The organism is Kribbella koreensis, assembly GCF_039525325.1.
GTDB classification, from domain to species: Bacteria; Actinomycetota; Actinomycetes; order Propionibacteriales; family Kribbellaceae; genus Kribbella; species Kribbella koreensis.
In genome coordinates, this window is sequence record NZ_BAAAHK010000007.1 from 156,744 (window position 1) to 177,088 (window position 20,345).

The 20,345-nt window shown below is 69.3% G+C and carries 19 protein-coding genes; 11 read left to right on the plus strand and 8 right to left on the minus strand.

Annotation, left to right across the window (positions count from 1 at the left end; translation table 11 throughout):
* Positions 1-103 precede the first annotated feature (103 nt).
* Both galT and galK read left to right on the plus strand, forming a co-directional pair.
* Positions 104-1,153 (plus strand): galactose-1-phosphate uridylyltransferase, encoded by a 1,050-nt coding sequence (gene galT, locus ABD116_RS14605; protein ID WP_343969068.1) that lies wholly within the window; start codon positions 104-106, stop codon positions 1,151-1,153.
* Positions 1,150-2,280, plus strand: coding sequence for a galactokinase (gene galK / locus ABD116_RS14610; protein WP_343969070.1), 1,131 nt, complete (start codon positions 1,150-1,152; stop codon positions 2,278-2,280). Before galT ends, galK begins: the two co-directional genes overlap by 4 nt.
* Here the strand turns inward: galK and ABD116_RS14615 are convergent.
* Positions 2,236-3,483, minus strand: coding sequence for an MFS transporter (locus tag ABD116_RS14615; RefSeq protein WP_343969072.1), 1,248 nt, complete (start codon positions 3,481-3,483; stop codon positions 2,236-2,238). The genes galK and ABD116_RS14615 overlap by 45 nt on opposite strands.
* Positions 3,480-4,286 (minus strand): DeoR/GlpR family DNA-binding transcription regulator, encoded by an 807-nt coding sequence (locus ABD116_RS14620; RefSeq protein WP_343969074.1) that lies wholly within the window; start codon positions 4,284-4,286, stop codon positions 3,480-3,482. Before ABD116_RS14620 ends, ABD116_RS14615 begins: the two co-directional genes overlap by 4 nt.
* 110 nt (positions 4,287-4,396) lie before the next feature.
* On the opposite strand from ABD116_RS14620, the gene ABD116_RS14625 reads away from it, so the two are divergent.
* The 6 genes from ABD116_RS14625 to ABD116_RS14650 all read left to right on the plus strand — a co-directional run bounded on the left by ABD116_RS14625 (position 4,397) and on the right by ABD116_RS14650 (position 10,058).
* The gene (locus tag ABD116_RS14625) at positions 4,397-5,533 is read left to right on the plus strand and encodes a GNAT family N-acetyltransferase (RefSeq protein WP_343969076.1); all 1,137 of its coding nucleotides are present in this window, start codon (positions 4,397-4,399) and stop codon (positions 5,531-5,533) included.
* Between the two features lie 114 nt (positions 5,534-5,647).
* Complete coding sequence (locus ABD116_RS14630; protein ID WP_343969078.1) at positions 5,648-6,307, plus strand: GNAT family N-acetyltransferase; 660 nt, start codon at positions 5,648-5,650, stop codon at positions 6,305-6,307.
* Between the two features lie 226 nt (positions 6,308-6,533).
* On the plus strand, positions 6,534-7,391 hold the full coding sequence (locus ABD116_RS14635; protein ID WP_343969080.1) for a CAP domain-containing protein: 858 nt from the start codon (positions 6,534-6,536) through the stop codon (positions 7,389-7,391).
* 175 nt (positions 7,392-7,566) lie between these two features.
* Entirely contained in the window at positions 7,567-8,559 is a 993-nt protein-coding gene (locus ABD116_RS14640; protein WP_343969082.1) for a CAP domain-containing protein, read from the plus strand.
* Positions 8,560-8,766: 207 nt separating this feature from the next.
* Positions 8,767-9,657, plus strand: a complete 891-nt coding sequence (locus ABD116_RS14645) for a hypothetical protein (protein WP_343969084.1) — start codon at positions 8,767-8,769, stop codon at positions 9,655-9,657.
* 140 nt (positions 9,658-9,797) lie between these two features.
* On the plus strand, positions 9,798-10,058 hold the full coding sequence (locus ABD116_RS14650; RefSeq protein WP_343969086.1) for a hypothetical protein: 261 nt from the start codon (positions 9,798-9,800) through the stop codon (positions 10,056-10,058).
* Here the strand turns inward: ABD116_RS14650 and ABD116_RS14655 are convergent.
* Entirely contained in the window at positions 10,055-10,990 is a 936-nt protein-coding gene (locus tag ABD116_RS14655) for a GlxA family transcriptional regulator (protein ID WP_343969088.1), read from the minus strand. The two genes, ABD116_RS14650 and ABD116_RS14655, sit on opposite strands and share 4 nt — an antisense overlap.
* A gap of 70 nt (positions 10,991-11,060) precedes the next feature.
* Between ABD116_RS14655 and ABD116_RS14660 the strand changes: the two genes are divergently transcribed.
* Positions 11,061-11,843, plus strand: coding sequence for an MBL fold metallo-hydrolase (locus tag ABD116_RS14660; protein WP_343969090.1), 783 nt, complete (start codon positions 11,061-11,063; stop codon positions 11,841-11,843).
* A 120-nt stretch (positions 11,844-11,963) separates the two neighbouring features.
* Complete coding sequence (locus tag ABD116_RS14665) at positions 11,964-12,425, plus strand: lamin tail domain-containing protein (protein ID WP_343969092.1); 462 nt, start codon at positions 11,964-11,966, stop codon at positions 12,423-12,425.
* A gap of 11 nt (positions 12,426-12,436) precedes the next feature.
* Here the strand turns inward: ABD116_RS14665 and ABD116_RS14670 are convergent, their stop codons facing one another.
* From ABD116_RS14670 to ABD116_RS14685, 4 genes are all read right to left on the minus strand, one after another.
* Positions 12,437-13,666: an MFS transporter gene (locus ABD116_RS14670; RefSeq protein WP_343969094.1), complete on the minus strand. Its 1,230-nt coding sequence runs from the start codon at positions 13,664-13,666 to the stop codon at positions 12,437-12,439.
* A 13-nt stretch (positions 13,667-13,679) separates the two neighbouring features.
* Entirely contained in the window at positions 13,680-14,546 is an 867-nt protein-coding gene (locus ABD116_RS14675) for an MOSC domain-containing protein (protein WP_343969096.1), read from the minus strand.
* A 72-nt stretch (positions 14,547-14,618) separates the two neighbouring features.
* Positions 14,619-15,425 (minus strand): spermidine synthase, encoded by an 807-nt coding sequence (locus ABD116_RS14680; protein ID WP_343969098.1) that lies wholly within the window; start codon positions 15,423-15,425, stop codon positions 14,619-14,621.
* 22 nt (positions 15,426-15,447) lie between these two features.
* Entirely contained in the window at positions 15,448-16,620 is a 1,173-nt protein-coding gene (locus tag ABD116_RS14685; protein WP_343969100.1) for a glycerophosphodiester phosphodiesterase, read from the minus strand.
* 174 nt (positions 16,621-16,794) lie between these two features.
* On the opposite strand from ABD116_RS14685, the gene ABD116_RS14690 reads away from it, so the two are divergent.
* Positions 16,795-17,787 carry a malate dehydrogenase gene (locus tag ABD116_RS14690; RefSeq protein WP_343969102.1) on the plus strand — a complete coding sequence of 331 codons (993 nt, stop codon included), beginning with the start codon at positions 16,795-16,797 and terminating at the stop codon, positions 17,785-17,787.
* Positions 17,788-17,844: 57 nt separating this feature from the next.
* On the opposite strand, the gene ABD116_RS14695 is transcribed toward ABD116_RS14690, so the two are convergent.
* Positions 17,845-20,337 (minus strand): glycosyltransferase, encoded by a 2,493-nt coding sequence (locus tag ABD116_RS14695; protein ID WP_343969104.1) that lies wholly within the window; start codon positions 20,335-20,337, stop codon positions 17,845-17,847.
* Positions 20,338-20,345: the final 8 nt, after the last annotated feature.

Consider the following 20,345-nt stretch of genomic DNA (forward strand, 5'->3'; position numbering starts at 1 on the left):
AGTAGCGGTGGCGGGTCTCACGATGCATGTTCGAATATGTTGGTTTACGATGGTTGATGGCTGAGAGTGTCGATTCTCGGCGTACTTCGGGAAAGGTCGGTCGATGAACACCACCCCTCGCGGCGCTCGCCGGACGGACACCACACTGTCCGACGGCCGGCAGCTGATCTACTACGACCCCGCCGACGCTCCCGTCCGGGTGCCGCTCGAGGACAGCCGTGGCCTGCCCGCGCCCAAGCCGCTGGCCGAGTTCCGGATCGACCCGCTGACCGGCGACACGATCACCTTCGCCACCCACCGCAACACCCGGACCTACCTGCCGCCCGCCGACCAGTGCCCGCTGGACGCCAGCCGGCCCGGCAACGCGACCGAGATCCCGGACCACGACTACAACGTCGCCGTCTTCGAGAACCGGTTCCCGTCGTTCTCCGGACCCGGCCGGTGCGAGGTGGTCTGCTTCACCAGCGACCACAACAAGTCCTTCACCGAGCTCTCCCAGGGCCAGGCCCGGCTGGTCGTCGAGGCCTGGGCCGACCGGACGGCGGAGCTCAGCGCCCGTCCCGACGTCGAGTACGTCTTCCCGTTCGAGAATCGCGGCCGGGAGATCGGCGTCACGCTCAGCCACCCGCACGGCCAGATCTACGCGTACCCGTTCCTGCCGCCGCGGATCAAGACCCTGATGGCACGCGCCCGCGAGCACCAGGAAGTTGCCGGGAGCAACCTCTTCGCCGACATCCTGGCGGCCGAGCGCAAGGACGGCCGCCGGATCGTGGCGGAGAACGGGAACTGGACGGCCTTCGTCCCCCAGGCGGCTCGCTGGCCGGTCGAAGTACACCTGTATCCGCATCGCCAGGTCGCCGACATCTCCGAGCTGACGACCGAGGAGCGGGACGACTTCACCATGCTGTACCTCGACGTACTGGGCCGTTTCGACGGACAGTACGACGACGACCTGCCCTACATCGCGGCCTGGCACCCGGCTCCGGTGCGGGTGGATCGCGAGCTCGGCTACCTGCATCTGGAGTTGTTGTCGATCCGGCGGGCGCAGGACAAGATCAAGTACCTCGCGGGGTCGGAGTCGGGGATGGGCGCGTTCATCTCGGACACGCTGCCCGAGGACGTCGCCGAGACGCTGCGGAAGGTGGGCTCGTGAGCAGGTTCGTGGAGGTCTTCGGCGTCGAGGCCGACGGGGTCTGGCGCGCGCCCGGGCGGGTCAACCTGATCGGCGAGCACACCGACTACAACGACGGCCTGGTGCTGCCGATCGCGCTGCCGAACCAGATCACGATCACCGCCTCGGCCCGTACGGACGGCGTGATCGCGGTGGCGTCGTCCGGGCAGCAGGACGTGGTCGAGTTCTCGCTGGACTCGTTGGCTCCTGACTCGGTGAAGGACTGGGCGGCTTATCCGGCGGGGGCGGCTTGGGTGCTGCTGCAGGACAAGTACGAGATCGGCGGCGCCAACTTGCTGGTCGAGTCGGACCTGCCGACCGGTGCCGGGCTCTCGTCGTCGGCAGCTCTCCTGTGTGCGACAGCCGTCGCCTTGCTGGGACTGCACTCGATCGAGGTCGACCCGGCCGAGGTCGCGCGGCTGGCTCAGCGGGCCGAGAACCAGTACGTCGGTGCGCCGGTCGGCCTGATGGACCAGATGGCGTCGATGTGCTGCACGGCCGGCCACGCCCTGTACTTCGACATCCGCGCGATGTCGACGGCCCAGATCCCCTTCGACCCGCCCGCCGACGGCCTCGCCCTGCTGGTCGTCGACGTGAAGGCGCCGCATCGGCATGTCGACGGTGAGTACGCAGCCCGCCGCAAGTCCTGCGAACAGGCCGCGGCCGAACTCGGCGTACCGGCCCTCCGCTCGATCGCCTTCGAAGACCTCGACGACACGTTGGCCCGACTGACCGACGAGGTCACCCGGCGTCGCGTCCGGCACGTGGTCACGGAGATCCGGCGGGTGGAGGACGCAGTCGCGCTGATGCATGCGGGCCGGCTGCGCGATGTCGGCCCGCTCTTCACCGCGTCGCATGCCTCGTTGCGCGACGACTTCGAGATCACCGTGCCCGAGCTCGACGTGGCGGTGGACACCGCACTCGCCGCCGGCGCGCTGGGCGCGCGGATGACGGGCGGCGGCTTCGGCGGCTGCATCATCGCGCTGGTCGAGGCGTCCGCGACGAAGACCGTGCTGGACGCCATCGACAAGGCCTTCGAGGAGAACGGTTTCAGCGCTCCCAGCTCACTCGATGCCACTCCCTCCGCCGGGGCCTCCCGCATTTCGTGACAGTTCCCGGCGGATGGTCGGGGCGAAGACGAGGGTCGCTGCCAACTGGAGCAGGCCCATTACGACGTACGGGGTCTTGAGGTCGGTGCGGTGTGCCAGGAAACCGGCGGCCACCGCACCGAGTGGGCCTGCGCAGAAGGCGACCATCCGGTACGCCGAGGTGACTCGGCCCAGCAGCGCGGGTGGGACCAGGCGTTGGCGGAGGCTGATGGTCAAGACATTCCACCAGGTGCCGCCGAGGCCGAGGATGGTCGCCGCGATGGCGACGAGGGTGAAGGTGCTGACCACCCCGAAGGCGATGACGGCCAGGCCGGAGATCAGCATCGAGGCGAGCAGGCCGGCGAAGAGCGGGATGCGCTTGGACAGCCGCGGGGCGAGCAGGCCGCCCAGGATGCCACCGACCGCGTAGATCGCCACCAGCCAGCCGAAGCCTGCTTCGGGCAACTCCAGTACTTCGAGGACGTACAGCACCAGAATCGCGACGATGCCGGAGCCGACCGCGTTGACCACCAGGAGCAGCAGGCAGAGCGAACGCAGGAGTTTGTGCCGCCACAGATAGCTGAGGCCCTCCTTGAGCTCGCGACCGAGGTGCCGGTCGGCAGCCTGCCCGCGTGGTGGTGAGGCGTGCCGGATCGACCAGACCAGGGCCGCGGCGACCGCGAACGAGACGGCGTCGATGAGGATCGGCAGGCCGTGGTCCAGGACGAAGAGGGCGGCGCCGAGCGGCGGGCCGATCAGGCTGGACAGGAGCAGCAGGGAGACCTGCTGGTAGCCGTTGGCGCGTTCGAGCGCGTCGCCGGCGACGAGGTCGGGAACGATCACCGACGACGCGTTGTCGAAGAAGGGCGAGAGCAGGCCGAGCACGAAACCGGCGATCAGCAGAGTCGGGATGTTCGCCCGGTCCAGCAGGATCAGGACGGCGAACGCGCCGGCGACGACCGCGCGGATGGCGTCGACGATCCACATCGTCGAGGTCCGCCGCCAGCGGTCGACCATCACGCCGGAGACCAGCCCGAGCAGCAACCAGCCGGCCCCCGCGACCGCTTCACTGAGCGAGACGATCCGTGGATCGCGGGTGAACGACGCCGCCAGCAACGGCAGCGCCCCGAAGGTGATGCCGTCACCGGCGAAGGAGACCGCCCCTGCACACCACACGACCCAGAACGGCCGCCCCAGTGGGACGGCCGTTCCTTGCTTGGTCACGAGGCGATTATCAGATCACAGCCTGTTTCCCGCATGGACTTCTTGGCCGATGCAGGTAGTCCGGAGTCGGTGACGACCAGGTCGAGGTCGGACCAGGTGGCGAAGGTGCTCAGGCCGACGGTGCCCCACTTCGTATGGTCGGCGACCAGGACCACCTCGCGGCTGGCCGCGATGAAGGAGCGGTTGGTTTCCGCTTCCATCAGGTTGGGGGTGCTGAGGCCGTGTTCGGCGTCTACGCCGTGGGCCCCCAGGAAGAGGAGGTCCAGGTGCAGGGACTGCAGGGCCGCTGTGGCGATGGGACCGACCAGGGCGTCCGAGGGTGTGCGGATGCCGCCGATCAGGACGACTGTGCGGTCTGAGCGGGCGTTGCCGTGGAAGACATCGGCGATGCGGGCGGAGTTGGTGACGACCGTGAGGTTCTCGACCCGGAGCAGCTGACGGGCCAGCGCGTATGTCGTCGTACCGGCGCCGATGCCGATCGCGCTGTCGGGCTGGACGCGGGCGGCCGCCTCGATCGCGATCGCCTGCTTGGCGGCGGACTCCTGGGTGAGCTTGGCGTCGAACCCCGGCTCGTGCGCGCTGCGCAGGCCGACCGACGTCGCGCCGCCGTGCACCTTGTGCAGCAGACCGCTGGAGTCGAGGGCATCCAGATCGCGCCGGATCGTCATATCGGACACGCCGAAGCGCTCGACCAGCTCGGCGACCGTGATCGCGCCCCGGCTGTTGACCTCGGCAACGATCGTGGCCTGCCGCTGGGCGGCCAGCTGGCCACCGCGGCCGCGGGACGGTTCGGAGACGTTCACAGCTGACAGCCTAAGGTCTGGCCTGCCCGATCGCAGTGGGAAAGTGTTCATTTGTGTCGCGCTCCGTGAAATACCGTTGCCGCCCGGCGCGCGGGTTGTCAGGCTGAGCTATGCGATTCCCCGAGGACGTGCCCACCCTGGCCGACGATGTCGTGACGCTGCGTGCCCACACGGTCGCGGACACGCGGCCGGCGTACGAGGCCTGCCAGGACCCGGAGATGCAGCGCTGGACGACGATCCCGGTGCCGTACGAGCTGGGCAACGCCGAGCACTTCCTGACCGAGTTCGTGCCGGCCGGCTGGCGCGACGGCAGCAATTGGGCCTGGGCGATCGAGTACGACGGCCGCTACTCGGGCACCATCGATCTGCGCCCCGGAGACGGCGACGTCGGCGAGGTCGGGTTCGCGATCGCGCCGTGGGCCCGGGGCAACGGCGTGATGACGCGGGCGTTGCGGCTGGCCGTGGCGCACGCGTTCGAGCAGGGCTGGGAGCGGGTGACCTGGCGGGCGTACGTCGGCAACTGGGGCTCCCGGCGGGTCGCCTGGAAGGCCGGCTTCCGGAATCTGGTGACGATTCCAGCCGGCGGGGTCCAGCGCGGCGTCCGGCGGGACGAGTGGGTCGCTTCGATCGCGCGCGACGACGTACCGGAGCCGCAGGGCAACTGGTGGCGGGTGCCGGTCATCGAGCTGGACGGGGTGCGACTGCGAGCGTTCGAGGGTTCGGACGCCAAGCGCCTGATGGAGGCCTGCAACGACCCGCGCACCCAGCAGTGGCTGGCCGGACTCCCGAAGCCTTACCAGCTGGAGGATGCCGAGGGATTCATCGAGAGCCGGCTGGAGAACCTGGCGTCCGGTGAGGGCGTCTCCTGGGCGATCGCCGATCCGGACACCGACGAGCTGCTCGGCAACGTCAGCGTGTTCGACCTGCGGAACCGGATCGACAAGACGATGGGCGAGGTCGGCTACTGGGCGCACCCCGACGCACGCGGCCGGGGCGTGATGAGCACTGCGGTCCGGGGCGCGATCGGGCACGCCTTCACTCCGGTCGAGGACGGCGGGCTCGGGCGGCGCCGGCTGGTGCTGTTCGCTGCCGACGGCAACACGGCCTCCCAGCGGGTTGCCGAGGTCAACGGGTTCACCCGGACCGGGCGCGAGCGCGCCGCCAGCCCGGACCGCGACGGCGGCTTCCGCGATCTGCACGCCTTCGACCTGCTGAGCACCGACCAGCGGCCGGGTTCGAACCGCTGAACGGCGCTGAAAAGTCGTTCCCAGAGGTAACGAATCCGCCATCGAGCGACCAGATGGTGACAGCCGACACCGCTTCCTCTCGCCGTGGAACGTTCTGACTGCTTGAATCGACAGGTGAGAGATCGTGAGGAACTCGTCCGCCGCTGGCAGGCCGGGTGGTCTGTATCGCGGGGCTGGACCACAGTCGAGGATGACAACGACGGGATCCTGACCGTCCGCGCGGGCGAGGAGAACCGCGCGATGGAGTACGTCGTACTGGACGCCGACGACAAACCCGAGCGCGTCGAGCGCGCCGCCGAACTGGCCAGAGCCGCGGGCAGCGGCCGGGGCGCCGGCTGGGTGACGCTGGCCACCGACGACCGGGAGGCGCGGATCGAGCAGCTCGAGGACCTCGGGCTGGAGGTACAGCCGGACCAGGACTGGCTGATGACGATCCAGCTGTCCGAGCAGCCCGCGCTGAAGCTGAACGAGCGGTACACGCTGCATACCGAGCTCGAGGACGACCTGATCATCACCCGGGCGACGCTGCACGGTGGCGTCGTCTCGAGTGGCCGGATGGCGGTCGTCGGCCAGGACGCCGTCGCCGACCGGATCGAGACCGACCCGGCGCACCGGCGTCGCGGCCTGGGCAGCGCCGTGATGGCGTCGCTGGTGGAGACGGCGGCGGCTCAGGGCGCCAAACGCGGCATCCTGATCGCGTCGATCGACGGCCTCCGCCTCTACCGCAGCCTCGGCTGGAAGGTCATCGCCGACATCGTCATCGCCCGCTCCTAGCCACAACTGGTGACCTTGAACACCGAACGGTGACCTTGAACAAGTTATTACGTGTTCAAGGTCACCGTTCGGTGTTCAAGGTTCCGGCCCGCTCGTCGTAAAAGGTTCGTCAAAGCGGGCGTTGTCGGCCGTTCGGGGGTCGTCGTGTTACATCAAGATCCGATAACGTCCGTGCCGCACGGCCTGGGGACGACGGGGATCGACGACGAGAGGCTTGCTGGCTGCAATGAACGAAGTACCGAACGATCCCTTCTACGAGAGCAACCCCGAACCGCCCCGATCGCACGGCCGCCGCAAGCAGCGGCGTGGTGTCGCGGGGCCGATCCTGGGAGCGTTGGCGGTGCTGGCCCTGCTGGCCGGCGCCGGTTGGTACGTGACCCGCGACACCACGCAGGCGACCAGCCAGGACCAGCAGCTGACGGTCCGGAGCAGTACCGACGACCCGATGGTCACGCCGACCGACGACGCGAGCAGCCCGGTGGCGACCCCCACCAGGACTCCTTCGGCCACTCCCTCCAAGACGCCGTCGAAGACGCCGAGCGCGACCCCGACGCCGACCCGCTCGAGCAGCGCGCCGAGCCGGCAGGGCACCCGCTCCCCCAAGCCGACGAAGCCGACGCCGCGCCCGACGCACACCGCGACGCCGAAGCCGTCGACCAAGCCGCCGACCACCAAGCCGCCGGCGCCGAGTGGTGGCGCGGAGGCGCAGGTGCTGCAACTGACGAACAACGAACGCGCCAAGAACGGCTGTGGCCCGCTGCGGATGAACAGCGCGCTGACCAAGGCCGCTGACCTGCACGCGACCGACATGGTCGTGCACCACTTCTTCGACCACAACAGCCAGGACGGCCGGTCGCCGTTCGACCGGATGAAGGCAGCCGGCTTCAAGGGCGGCGCGATGGCCGAGAACATTGCCGTCGGCTACAAAACCGCCGCGGCCGTGGTGGACGGCTGGATGCACAGCGAGGGTCACCGCAAGAACATCCTGAACTGCGACTACACGATGATCGGCATCGGCTACGACTCCGGCCAGGTCAAGCCCGAATGGGGTAACGGAAGTTGGGTCCAGGACTTCGGCGGATGACGCCGGAAAGCCCTGAATCTCAGGGCTTCGTTAAGACGGGACGCGGACCCGTAACAGTGACCTTGCGTGTCGGTTAGGGTCACTGTTCGGTAACCAGGGGGGCCTGGCAACGAACACGCACGGGGAACGACGGAACTTCCGGTAGTACGACGAACTGAAGAGGACTCGCCCACCCATGACGGACTCGCCTACCCCTGGGCGGCACCGCAGCAGAAAAAAGGCACCCCGACGCAGAGGCCTGATCGGCCCGATCGTCAGTGCCCTGTCCGTGCTACTCGCCATCGGGCCCGTGGTCTACCTGATGTCGGCACGTGACGGTTCGGCGGTCGCCGACGACGACGCCACCAAGGTTCTGAACGTCTCCGAGGACAACTCGGGCCCCGCCGCTGTCGAGGGCGAGAGCGCCGGAGCCGGCAAGCCGAAGGTCACCGTGACGAAGACGCTGCCGAACGGCAAGACCGTCGTCTCGGTCGGTACGCCGGCCCTCGGGTCGGCCGAGTCCACCATGAGCACCAGTACGTCGGCCACGCCAGGCGCACCCACCACGGTGCTCACCACCGGCCCGACCGGCGGCGTCGGGCCGGTCACCGTCACGCCGACCGGCCCGGTGATGACGGAGAACGGCAACGGCGGTACGCCGACCCAGAAGCCGAAGCCGTCGAAGCCCACCAAGCCGGTGACCAAGCCGACGAAGACGCCGACCAGGACGGTCACCACGACCGAGCCGACCCCGGACGACCCGCCGCAACCGCCGTCGGGCGGCGGCGGTACCAGCTCGATCGAGCGCGAGGTCCTCGACCTCACCAACCAGGCGCGGCGCAGTCAGGGCTGCGGCAAGCTGCAGCTCGACGACGCACTGGTCGAGGCCGCCGGCTCGCACGCCTCCGACATGGTCCGCAACCACTACATGGACCACACCAACAAGGCCGGCGAGGACCCGGGCGACCGGATGGCCAAGGCCGGGTACCACGGCTCGGGCTGGGGCGAGAACATCGCGGCCGGCTACAGCAGTGCGCAGAAGGTCTTCAACGCCTGGATGAACAGCGACGGCCACCGGGCGAACATCCTCAACTGCAAGTTCACCTTGATCGGCATCGGGTACGACCCGGGGCAGGTCAAGTCCGACTGGGGCAACGGGAGCTGGGTGCAGGACTTCGGTCGTAACTGACCGCAGGACCGACCGCACTCGGCACTGTCCGCCGGGCACTGTGTTCGCCGCAACGACTGTGGCGAACCGACAACGGATGCCCGGTTGTCCCGAGATCAGCGCGGGTAGATCCGTCCTTGCTACACCATCGGGCGCTCCTCACAGCGCCGCGGTGAGACGAATGAGGCACGTCTTGGGGGCGCGACCGTGAAGGGAACACGCACTTAAATGTCACAGCGATCAGCCGCTGGGCGGCGACGGCGCAGCAAGCCGGCGACCGCCCGGCCGGAGTCCCGCCTGAAGCGGATCACGGTAGCGATGGGGACGGTGATCCTGGTGATCACGCCGATCTCCTGGATCCTGCTCCACCAGCCGCAGTCCAACGAGGCCGACGCGTCGGTCCCCTATGTCACCCGCGACGACGACACCTATCTGAAGTCGTCGGCGAAGCCGGTCGTGGCGCGACCGACGGCCACCACGCCGAGCAGCACCCCATCCGGTACGCCGGCCGGTACGCCGTCCCCGAGCGACACCCCGTCGACCCCGGGCCGGACACCGACCGGCGACCCGAGCACCACGCCGACCGAGGGTCCCACCGACGGACCGACGGACCGCCCGACGACGACCGGCGCGACCGACGGCCCGACCAGCAGCACGACGACGAAGGCGCCGGACAACCCGAACACCACACCGACCCACTCACCCAGCACCACCCCGTCCAGCACCCCCAGCACCCCACCCCCGCCCGCCGACGGCGGCAGCATGTCGGCCGAGGAGTTCGAGCTGTTCTCGCTGGTCGACAACAAGCGGGTCGAGAGCGGGTGCTCACCGCTGCACCGCAACAGCAACCTCACCGGCGGTGCGCGCGCGGAAGCGGAAGACCGGGCCAGGACCGGGCAGATGGCCTCGGGCGGCTCCTCCGGCGCGTCCACGGGCGGCAAGGACATGACCGCGAAGGCAGCCTTCGACCGGCTGATGAGCTCCAACTCGAGGACCGTGCTCGACTGCGGGCTGGACGAACTCGGGGTCGGCCAGGGCGATGCGAAGTACTGCACGACGCAGGTGCTGGTCTGTCTGAACACCGCCACCCGGTACGCGTGGGTCGTCGACTTTCAGTAACCAGAGAACTACCCAGGACGGCGGCTCGCGGGGTGCGGGCCGCCGTTTGTGGTCTGTGGGTGGGACGATGGGGCGAGGTGCTTGAGTCGGCCTCGGCAGCGGGGTTAGCTTGAGCCTCCACCGATCCTGCGGGAGGCCGGATGTACGGCGAGCGCGACGATCTCGATCCGCCCCGGCCTGCGTTGTACGGGATCCCGCCGGACGCGATCGCGGACGAGCGCCCGGACCGCCGGCCGGAGGACGCCAAGCGGATCGGGCTGAGCAGGCACACCGAGGAAGGCGCGGTCGTGCACTTCGCCGCCAACCTCGACCGGACCAAACCGGGTCACAAGATGATGGCCTGGATCCTGCTGATCACCTTCGCCACCCCGGCCCTCTACACCCTCTTCTTGTTGCTCTAGCCGAACTCCTGCCGATGGCGTTGCGGCGTCGTCCCGAGCACGTGGTGGAAGTGGTGCCGCAGCGCCGCACTGCTGCCGAATCCGCTTGCCGTCGCGACCCGCTCGATCGACTGGTCGGTTGTCTCCAGCAACAGCCGAGCTCGATCAAGCCGTTGCTGGAGCAACCAGGCCTGTCCGCTGCTCCCTGTCCGCGCCCGGAACTGCCTCGTGAAGGTACGCCGGGACAGCGCGACCGCTGCTGCCCACTCGTCCAGCGAGACCGGCTGGTCGAGCCGCATGCGGGCCCAGACCATGGCCCGCTCGATCACGTCGTCCGTAGGGTCCGGCGGGACAGGTACAGGGATGTACTGCGCCTGCGAGCCACTCCTGTGCGGCGCAACCACGATCACCCGGGCCAACTGCTCTGCACGCTCCACTCCGTGGTGAGTCCGGACCAGGTGGAGGCAGCAGTCGAGGGAGGCCGCAGTACCGGCTGAGGTGACCAGGTCGCCGAGGTCCGACCAGAGGACGTCCGCCCGCACGTCGACCTTCGGGTACTGCGCTGCCAGGCGCTCAGCCCACCGCCAGTGCGTGACCACGTCCCGGCCGTCCGCGATGCCACTGGCCGCCACCAGGAACGCGCCGATGCAGAGGCCGACCACTGTCGCCCCTCGAGCGTGGGCCGCGCGGATGGCCTCCACCAGCCGGCCGGACGGCTCCAGGTCGGGTTCCCAGCTCGGCAGGATGACCAGGTCGGCGTGCTCCATCACATCGAGCCCGCGTTCGACGTACAGGTCGAAGCCGGCATTGGTGCCGAGCCGGCCGGGGTGCTCGGCGCAGACCTGTACGTCGTACTCGACCTCGCCGCCGAGTCGATCGCCGAGCACGAGACAGGGCACGGACAGATGGAACGGACTCATCCCGTCGTACGCGAGAACCGCCACGGAGCGCATGGCCCGATCTTAAGGAACTATGTCCCCCGGGCCAATGGCCCGGCAGCTTCCGAGCTCGCAGGATGGGGGCATGAAGATCACACATGTGGGCGGGCCGACCGCCCTGATCAGCCTTGGCGGGCTGTCCTTGCTGACCGACCCTGCGTTCGACCAGCCGCGCGAGTACCAGCTGCCCGGCCGGGTGATGACCAAGCTGACCGGACCCGCGGTGGGCGTGGCCGAGCTCGGCCCGATCGACGCCGTGCTGCTGTCCCACGACCAGCACAAGGACAACCTCGACGAGAGCGGGCGGGAGTTGCTGGCGGATGTCCCGGTAGTGCTGTCGACGCCTGGCGCGGCGGAGCGGATCGAAGGCGTCCGCGGGCTGGAGAACTGGGAGTCCGTCGAGTTGCAGCGGCCGGACGGCGGCGTACTGGTTGTCACCGGATTGCCTGCCCGGCATGGGCCCGAGGGCTGCGAGTCGGTGACCGGCACCGTCACCGGCTTCTTGCTGAGCGGCGACGGCGTACCGACGGTCTACGTGTCCGGAGACAACGCGTCCGTCGAGCTGGTCGCCGAGATCGTCGACCGCTTGGCGGCCGGCAGCATCCCTGGTGTGACAGCTCGTTCCGTTGACGTCGCCGTACTCTTCGCAGGCGCGGCTCGTACCGCCCTACTCGACGGCGCACCGCTCACGTTGACCTCCGAAGCCGCGGTCGAAGCAGCTCGCCTGCTTGCGCCGGCTGTCATCGTTCCGGTGCACACGGAGGGTTGGGCGCACTTCTCCGAAGGGCCCGACGTCCTCGCCAAGACCTTCGCCGAAGCCGGTCTGGAGCTGCGGATTCCGCCTGCGGGCGAGGCATTGTCACTCTGAGTGCTCCCACCCCTTGACGAACACGGAGGGTGACCCCTAGGTTCGACCCGCCGGGGGGAACCGGCAGTCAGCAGTTCATCGGGCCGGGGGGAAATCGGCCCACAGCCGGAGGGGAAATCCGTGTTCGTACGTCGCTTCAGCCTGCCCATCGCCGCCGCCGTCATCACCGCGGTGGTCGGCTTCGCCGTACCGCTGCCCGCGATGGCGGCGAGTTCGGTGGTCCTGACCGGGATCCAGTACGACCCGGCCGGCAAGGACACCCGGACCAACGCGCATCTCAACCTCGAGTACTTCAGCATCCGTAACGTCAGCACGAAGGCGATCAACCTGAGCGGTTACCGGGTGAAGGACGTCGCCAACCACACCTTCGTCTTCCCGCGCGGCTACGTCCTCAAGGGCCGGACGACAGCGGTCGTCCACACCGGCAAAGCCCGCAACACCGCGGTCCACCTGTACTGGAACCAGGGCAACTACATCTGGAACAACACCGGCGACACCGCCCGCTTCCAGACGCCCGCCGGCAAGACCTTCGACACCTGCACGTACAAGGCGGTCGCGGGCCGCGCTCGCGTCGCCTGCTAGCCCGCCGGCCGTCAGTCGCGCTCGTCGGGTATCGCGAGGTGCCCGCGGGCAGCGGCGGTTGCGATCCAAGGGACGGCCGACAGGGTGCCGATTCCCAGCAGCACCAAGCCGGGGCGTAGACCGAGAGTGGCGCCGAGCAGACCTCCGAACAGGCCGCCCAGGGGCCCGGCGCCCCACTCGACCAGGCGGATGACCGAGCCTGCGCGGCCTAGGAGTCCGGGCTCGATGGAGCGTTGCAGCATGGTCGAGCGAACGATGATCAGGAAGACCACGCCGAGGCCGAGGAGGAACTGGCCAAGGCCGATCGTGGCGATGACCAGGAGGTCCGGGCCCGCGGCCAGCGGCGTGAGGAGGTTGCCGCCGAGGAGGATGGCAGCGACGACCGAGGTCCAGGTCGTGCCGAATCGGCGGCTCACCGGGGTGGTGATGACGCCGGCCAGCAACGGGCCGAGCGATCCCAGGACGGCGATGGCGCCGATCGCGGCGGGCGACAGGTGCAGCTCGCGGACGGCGTACAGGATGTAGAGCGCGATGACGGCCCACTGGAAGAAGTCGAAGCTGCCCTTGCCCGCGGTGATGGCGACGATGCCCGGCTGGCCGCGGAACGCGGCGAAGCCGGCTCGGACCGATGGCAGGAATCGGGTCTTCTCCGCCATCGGCGAAGGGTCGGGCCCTCGGCCGCTTGCTTGAAGGACCGCGGCGACCAGGAACGACGCGCTGTCGACAGCGATCGCTGCGGGAGCCGTCAGTAGCTGGACGAGCAGGCCGCCGAGGCCTGGGCCGGCTACTGCGGTGACTGAGTCGGTCAGCGCGATACTGCTGTTCGCGGCGGTCAGTTGCCGGCGATCGGGTACCAGCACAGGGATGTAGGCGGTGTGGGCGAGGCCGTAGGCCAACGCGAGTCCACCCACCGCGAAGGTCACCACGTAGAGCTGAGCCATCGTCAACACATCGAAAGCGGCAGCCACCGGCACCGTGCCGATCAGTACGCCTTGCCCGATGTTGCACCAGAACAGCAGCCGGCCGCGCCGAAGCCGATCCACGAACACACCGAGGAAGACGGCAAGCACCAAGCTGGGCAGGGCTTCCAGCGCCGTCAGGACACCCATGGCCCCCGGCCCGGCCGACAGGGTGAGCACCGCGATCAGCGGGATGGCGAGTTCGCTGACCTGCGTACCGGCGTTGGACAGCAGCTGCGCGACCCAGAAGAACGCGAACGGCCGATTCCGCCGCAGCGACACCAGCAGGATCCGGCTAGCGAACTGATGGGGCGGGGTCAGCCCCGTCCGGCAGCCATTCGTGGACCACGATCTCGTCGCCCACGGCAACGACCCCCGGAGTCAGCACCGCGCCCTTGATGCCGAAGCTCACGCCGCCGCCGTAGTCGGGCTGGCGCCGGTACTTCGCCAGCGTGCGGGTCGGCTCCGGCCCGCGCTTCTCCCCCGTCGCCTGGTCCACGGTCGGCACCGCGCACCGGATCCCCCGGGCCGAGTAGCCGAACTCGAGCGACCCCGCCGACGCCCGCAGCAAGCGATCCTCGGTATGCGCCTCAGGCCAGCCCTCGATGACGATGTTCGGCCGGAAGCGGTTCATCGGAATCGCCTCCCCGCCGGCCTCCATGATCCGCGCGTTGAGCCCGTCGAGCGAGGAGTACGCCGTGATCATCAGCGCATGCGCGTCGCCGAAGCCGGTGAGCCCCTTGTGCACACCCCATCCCGGCCGCTCGTGCTCCGGCGTGACCCGGACGAACCCGACCGGCCGCTCCAACCGCTCGGAGAACCACTCCTCCGCGGCCGCGTCCTGCACCACCCCGGCCCCGAACCACTTGTTGAACAGACTCACGTCGCGCCGCTTCCCGTCGTACGCGACCTGCACGACGAGATCCTCGGCGCCATCTGCCGACAACCGGAGAGAGTCCCCATCAGCCAGTACTTCGACCCGCAGCGGTGCCATCGCCGGCGTCGTGCGCTGACTCAGGAAGCTGCCGTCCGCCGGGTCGACCAGCATGAAGTTCCGATCGTGCCGCAACCCTGTCGCGAGCACGTCGGCACGCTCGACGGACACCCCGGTGAGACCCTTCACGGGGTAGTACCTCAGCTCGGCAACCCTGGCAGCAGACACCCGCCCAAGCTACCTGCCGCCGGGCTCTCCCCCACCACGGTTTCCGCCAAGGCTGACAGCGTTTTGTCCGGTTCAGCGGCCGAACGTGCCCGCCGGAGCAGCCGGCGACGCGAACCCCTCGGAGTCCGTCAGCGGCGCCGCCTTGCCCGCGAGCTCGCGCAACGGCAGCACCTCGTACGGCGGTTGCGCCCGTCGCCCGACCGGTGTCAGGTCCGGTACCGGCTGCGGCGATCCCACCAGCACCACGTTCCCGAAGCCCTTGCCCCGCAGGACCTTGCGCTCAGCCAGCACCACCCCGTCGCCGAGCCCGGCCAGCAGCGTCGCGGCCACCCGGCGAACGAACCCCAGCCCGGCAGTCCCGTCGATCAGGTTGAAGACGAGCACGCCACCAGGACGCAGGATCCTGGCACACAAGGCGACGAACTCGGCGGTGACCAGATTCGCCGGCACGGCCTCGCGGACGAAGGCGTCCACGATCACCACGTCGGTCGAGTCCTCGTACAGCTCGGTGATCCCGGCCCGGCCGGTGACACCGCGGACCTTGATCCCGGACCGCTTCGGCAGCGGCAGCGTCTCGCGGACGAACTCGGTGAGGTCCTCGTCGGGCTCCAGCACGATCTGCCGGGACCGCGGCCGGGTGACCGCGACGTACCGGGCGAGGGTCAGCCCGGCGCCGCCGACGTGCACGACCGAGATCGGCTGCTTGCGGGCCGCCACCAGGTCGAGCACGTCGCCGATCCGCCGGACGTACTCGAACGCGAGGTTCGACGGATCGGCCAGGTCGACCTGGGACTGCAACGAGCCGTCGACGCGGAGCAGGAAAGTACCGTCCGGCTCCGCCTCGACCGTCGCAGTCCCCGTGCCGACCTTTCGTTCCACCCAGTCATCTAACCAGCAGGGGTTACCTGGACTCCGCCTCGGCCGCGACCGCGATGTCGGCGTTGTCGGAGAAGAGACCGTCGATGCCGACCTTGCGGTACGCCGCGATCTCGCCGAACAGGTTGCCGGAGTCGGACTGCACCGCGTCGGAGTCGAAGTCGGCCGGCAGGAAGTTGTTCTCGACCCGGAAGGTGTACGGGTGCACGACCAGGCCGGCCCGGTGCGCGTCGCGGACCAGGTCGGTCGGCGTGCCGAGCTTGCCGGCCGCGTCGAGCGGGATGATCTGGTCCTTGGACGGGCCGACGCCGTCGGCGTACGTGGCGACCTCGCGCAGGCCCTTGGCGGACACGATGTCGGCGTACGTGCGCTTGTCACCGCTGACCACGAAGTCGTACGGCGCGCCGGTCGAGCTGGTCAGCTGGACCAGCGGGACCCGCAGCTCCTTGTCGAGCGCCTTCAGATTGCCCACCTCGAAGGACTGGACGAAGACCTTGGCGTCCGGGCGGTTCAGGTTGTTGCGGTTCAGCGTCTTGATCAGCTCCGGCTCGAGCGGGAGACCCTGCTGGCGGAAGTAGGTCGGGTGCTTGGTCTCGGGGTAGATCCCGATCGGCCGGCCGAGTTCGCGCGACAGCCGCTTGGTCAGGTCGATGACCTCTTGGAAGGTCGGGATCTGGTACCGGCCGTCGAAGACCGTGTTGTGCTGGCGGATCGCCGGGATCCGCTCCTTGGCGCGGAGCGTCTTCAGCTCCTTGAGGGTGAAGTCCTCGGTGAACCAGCCGGTCGTGGCGACGCCGTCGAGCAGCTTGGTCTTCTTCCGGTCGGCGAACTCCGGGTGCGCCGCGACATCCGTGGTCCCGCCGATCTCCGGCTCGTGCCGGGTGACCAGGACGTGGTCCTTGGTCGTCACCAGGTCGGGCTCGATGTAGTCGGCGCCCATCCGGGCGGCCAGCTCGTACGACGCCAGCGTGTGCTCGGGCCGGTAGCCGGAGGCGCCCCGGTGGCCGACGATGACGAAGTCGTCGTGCTTCTTCGCCTCCGCGAGCCGGGCGGCCGGGGCGAGCGCGGCCTGCTCCTGGCCGGCCGCCTGCACGGCGGTCTGCGGGGTCGAGCCGGACAGCTGGGGAACGAAAACCGACGCGCCGACGGCAACAGCCGAGGCGGCGACGGCGACGAACCGGCGGGGCACCGAAATCATCGAACTTTCTCCTAACAAGTCAGGGACTGAGCACACCCTCGGTTCAGCAGAAGGCGGTCTGGAGTCTTGCTGGTGAACGGGTGGTGTGGATCACCTGACCCACCGTCGCCTACCGGCGGCGGACTTGCTAGCGTCCGAAGGGAGTCCGTCGTTGAATCCTTTGAGGAGCGTGTCGTGAGCAAAACCCCAGTGAAGGTCGCCATCACCGGCGGCGCCGGTCAGATCGGATACAGCTTGCTGTTCCGGATCGCGAGCGGCGCGCTGCTCGGGCCGGACACGCCGGTCGAGCTGCGGCTGCTGGAGGTGACCCCGGCGCTGAAGGCGCTCGAAGGGGTGGTGATGGAGCTCGACGACAGCGCCTTCCCGACGCTGGCCGGGGTCGAGATCGGCGACGACGCCAACAAGATCTTCGACGGCGCGAACCTGGCCCTGCTGGTCGGCGCCCGCCCCCGCACCAAGGGGATGGAGCGCGGTGACCTGCTGGAGGCCAACGGCGCGATCTTCACCGTCCAGGGCAAGGCCCTGAACGAGCACGCCGCCGACGACATCCGGATCACCGTCACCGGCAACCCGGCCAACACCAACGCGCTGATCGCGCGCAGCAACGCCCCGGACATCCCGGCCGAGCGGTTCTCGGCGCTGACCCGGCTGGACCACAACCGCGCGCTGGCCCAGCTCGCGAAGAAGACCGGCACGCACGTCACCGACCTCAAGAAGCTGACCATCTGGGGCAACCACAGCGCGACCCAGTACCCGGACATCTTCCACGCCGAGGTGGCCGGCAAGAACGCGGTCGAGGTCGTCAACGACACCGAGTGGCTGGAGAACGACTTCATCCCGACCGTGCAGAAGCGCGGCGCGGCGATCATCGAGGCCCGCGGCGCGTCCTCGGCCGCCTCGGCCGCGATGGCCACCGTCGACCACGTGCGCGACTGGGTCAAGGGCTCGGCCGACGGCGACTGGCTGTCGATGGCGGTCGTCTCCGACGGTTCGTACGACGTGCCGGAGGGTCTGATCTCCTCGTTCCCGGTGACCACCAAGGACGGCAACTACGAGATCGTCCAGGGCCTGGAGATCAACGACTTCTCCCGCGCCCGGATCGACGCCAGCACCAAGGAGCTCGGCGAGGAGCGCGACGCGGTCAAGGCGCTCGGCCTGATCGGCTGACCCACCCCGCGACGAAGAAGCCCCGGACGCCGAGCATCCGGGGCTTCTTGAGTTCTGTCAGGCCTTGCCGAGGAAGGTCGACAGCGCCTCGGCCGAGCGGCGGCCGTCGTGCACCTCGCTGATGTAGATCGGCCCGGCAGCGGCCGTCTTCTGCGCGTCCTCACGCTCCCCGATCAGCCGCTCGACCACAGTGCGCAGCTCGCCCGGATCCGCCTGCACGATCGGTACCTCCATCGGCAGCCGGTCCCGCACACGCTGCGAGATCCGCCCGACCACCACACGCCCGGCGGCCATCGCCTCGGCCGTCAGCGCGCCGTACGAGCCGAGCCGCACGTCCTCGACCACGATGTCCGAGGCCCGCACCAGCTCGAGAAGTTCGGCGCGCGAGCGTCCATCGGCCGTCTGGTAGTCGATCAGCCCCAGGTCGTGCAGGTCGGCGAGCGCCGGATCGGCCTGCCCGAACTGCAGCACCACCGGCGTCTCCCGCTCCAGCACCGGCGGACTCAGCGCCGGGTCGGCAGGCTCGATGACGACCGGCAGCCAGACGCTGTAGTCGACCGTGTCCACCAGGTCGGGCGCCGTCACGAACCGCGGCCCCTCGTACTCCGCCAGCCGCTCGCGGGTCACCTCCCACCGGCGATCCCGGACATCCGCCGCATGGAAGACGACTCCGTGCGCGATACCGGAGGACTCGAGGAACTCCAGATCCTTCGTGAACCACTGCAGCGCGGTCTGCCCGAGCAGCGCATGCCCGGACTCGAACAGGACGTGACTGACCCCGTTCTCCAGCATCTGGTCGGCATGCTCGATCCGCCAGCCAACGCTCTTCTTGTACTCCGCTGAGCCCGCGACCCGGTCAACGCCGAACTCGTCCGCCACGCCACCCACCTGCAGCGACTCACCCTCGATACCCGGCAGATGACGCTCGACAGCGCGCGCCCAGGCCCAGGCCTGGCCGTCCGTGTTGGTCGGCCCGATCAGCAGCCGCGACCGGTCCCGCGCGGGCGCCGGCTCGACGGTCAGCTCGCGGCCGAGCAGCTCGCCGTACAGGACCCGCAGCTTGTCGGCCTGCCCGCTCCAGGCCGCTTCCTGCCTGAACGTCGGCGACGCCAGCCGCTCGCGGTACTTGTTGGTCCGGCCGAGCAGCAGTTTCGCCTTCTCCGCAAGGTCTTCGGGGTTGCCGGCCTCGAAGGACTCACCGATCCCGAACTGGGCGACGAACTCCTTCATGCTGGACATGTCGCTGGTCAGCACCGGCAGCCCACCGAGGCTGTACTCGAAGAGCTTGTTCGGCATCGCCATCTCGTGGTTGGGCGCGCGCAGCATCGGGATGATGCCGGCGTCCGCGGTCGAGAGGAACGCGGTCACCTCGTGCGGCGCGACCGGGTGCAGGTAGTGCATCCGGTCCTCGACGCCGAGCCGGATCGCGTGCTTGCGCAGTACTGCGACGGCCGGCTGGTCCGGGGACGGCACGGCGACCACCGCGAGGTGCACGCCGGGCATGTCCGGCATCGCCTTGATCGCGGTCTCGACGCCTCGTACCGCCGTGATGCCACCGCTGTAGACCAGCAACGGGACATCGTCGGACAGCCCGGTCACCGTGCGGATGTCCTGCGTCAGCTCGATCTCCCGCGGGATGTCCGGGGTGTTCAGGATGACCTGCGGCAGGTGATCGAGGTTGTTCTCCTCCTTCAGCCGCTGGGCGATCGCCGAGCTGACCGTGATCACCCGGTCGGCCGCATAGAGGTACTTCTTCTCGTGATCGGCCCACGCCGCGATCCACCGCGGCGTGCGGTGCCCGTACTGCGCGATGCCGGGCACGTACTCGTGCGCGTCGTAGACGACCTTGAGGTCCCGCCCGCGCAGCTTCGCCCGGCCCTTGGCCCGAGCCGCCACGCCGACCAGGTGCATGTCGTGGGCGTGCAGGACGTCAGGGGCGAGTTCGTCGAGGACCTGGCCGAAGATCTGCTCGTAGTCCCAGGCCTCGGGCACGACCTCGCGCCAGGAGACCGGGCGCTCCATCCGGGACACCTTGCCGTCGTACCAGGCCCAACTGCTGGCGAACATCTTGTTCTGGCTCAGCATGAAGTCGCGGCGGAGCCGGACCCCGACCGAGGCGGCACCCAGCCAGCGCTGCCGGACCACCCGGGTCAGGACCCCGAGCCGGAAGCCGACCGGGCTCGCGGAACCGGCCCGCTTGGCGCCGACCGCGTCACCCGACTCGGCCTTCAGGTCGGCCAGCCGGGCCGCGATCCGGGCCTCCCGGGCGGCAGCGTCGACGCTCGACTTGTAGCCCAGCAAGGGCAGCCGGCGGGCCCGTCGCCGCGCGCGGCGGCGCCGGCGGTCGTCGCGGAGCGGGAAGGCGCTCGGCAGCCGCGCCATCACGGTGTTGCCGTCCAGGCACTTCATCGACAGCACGCCGTCCGGCGAGACCCCGAGCAGCGTGACCCGTACGCCGGTACGGGAGATCGCCATCGCTTCCTTCAGGACCCTGCTGTCGTTGTCGATGCCGTTCGCCACCATCATCACGACGTGTTCTGCCGTTGCCACTGAGCCTC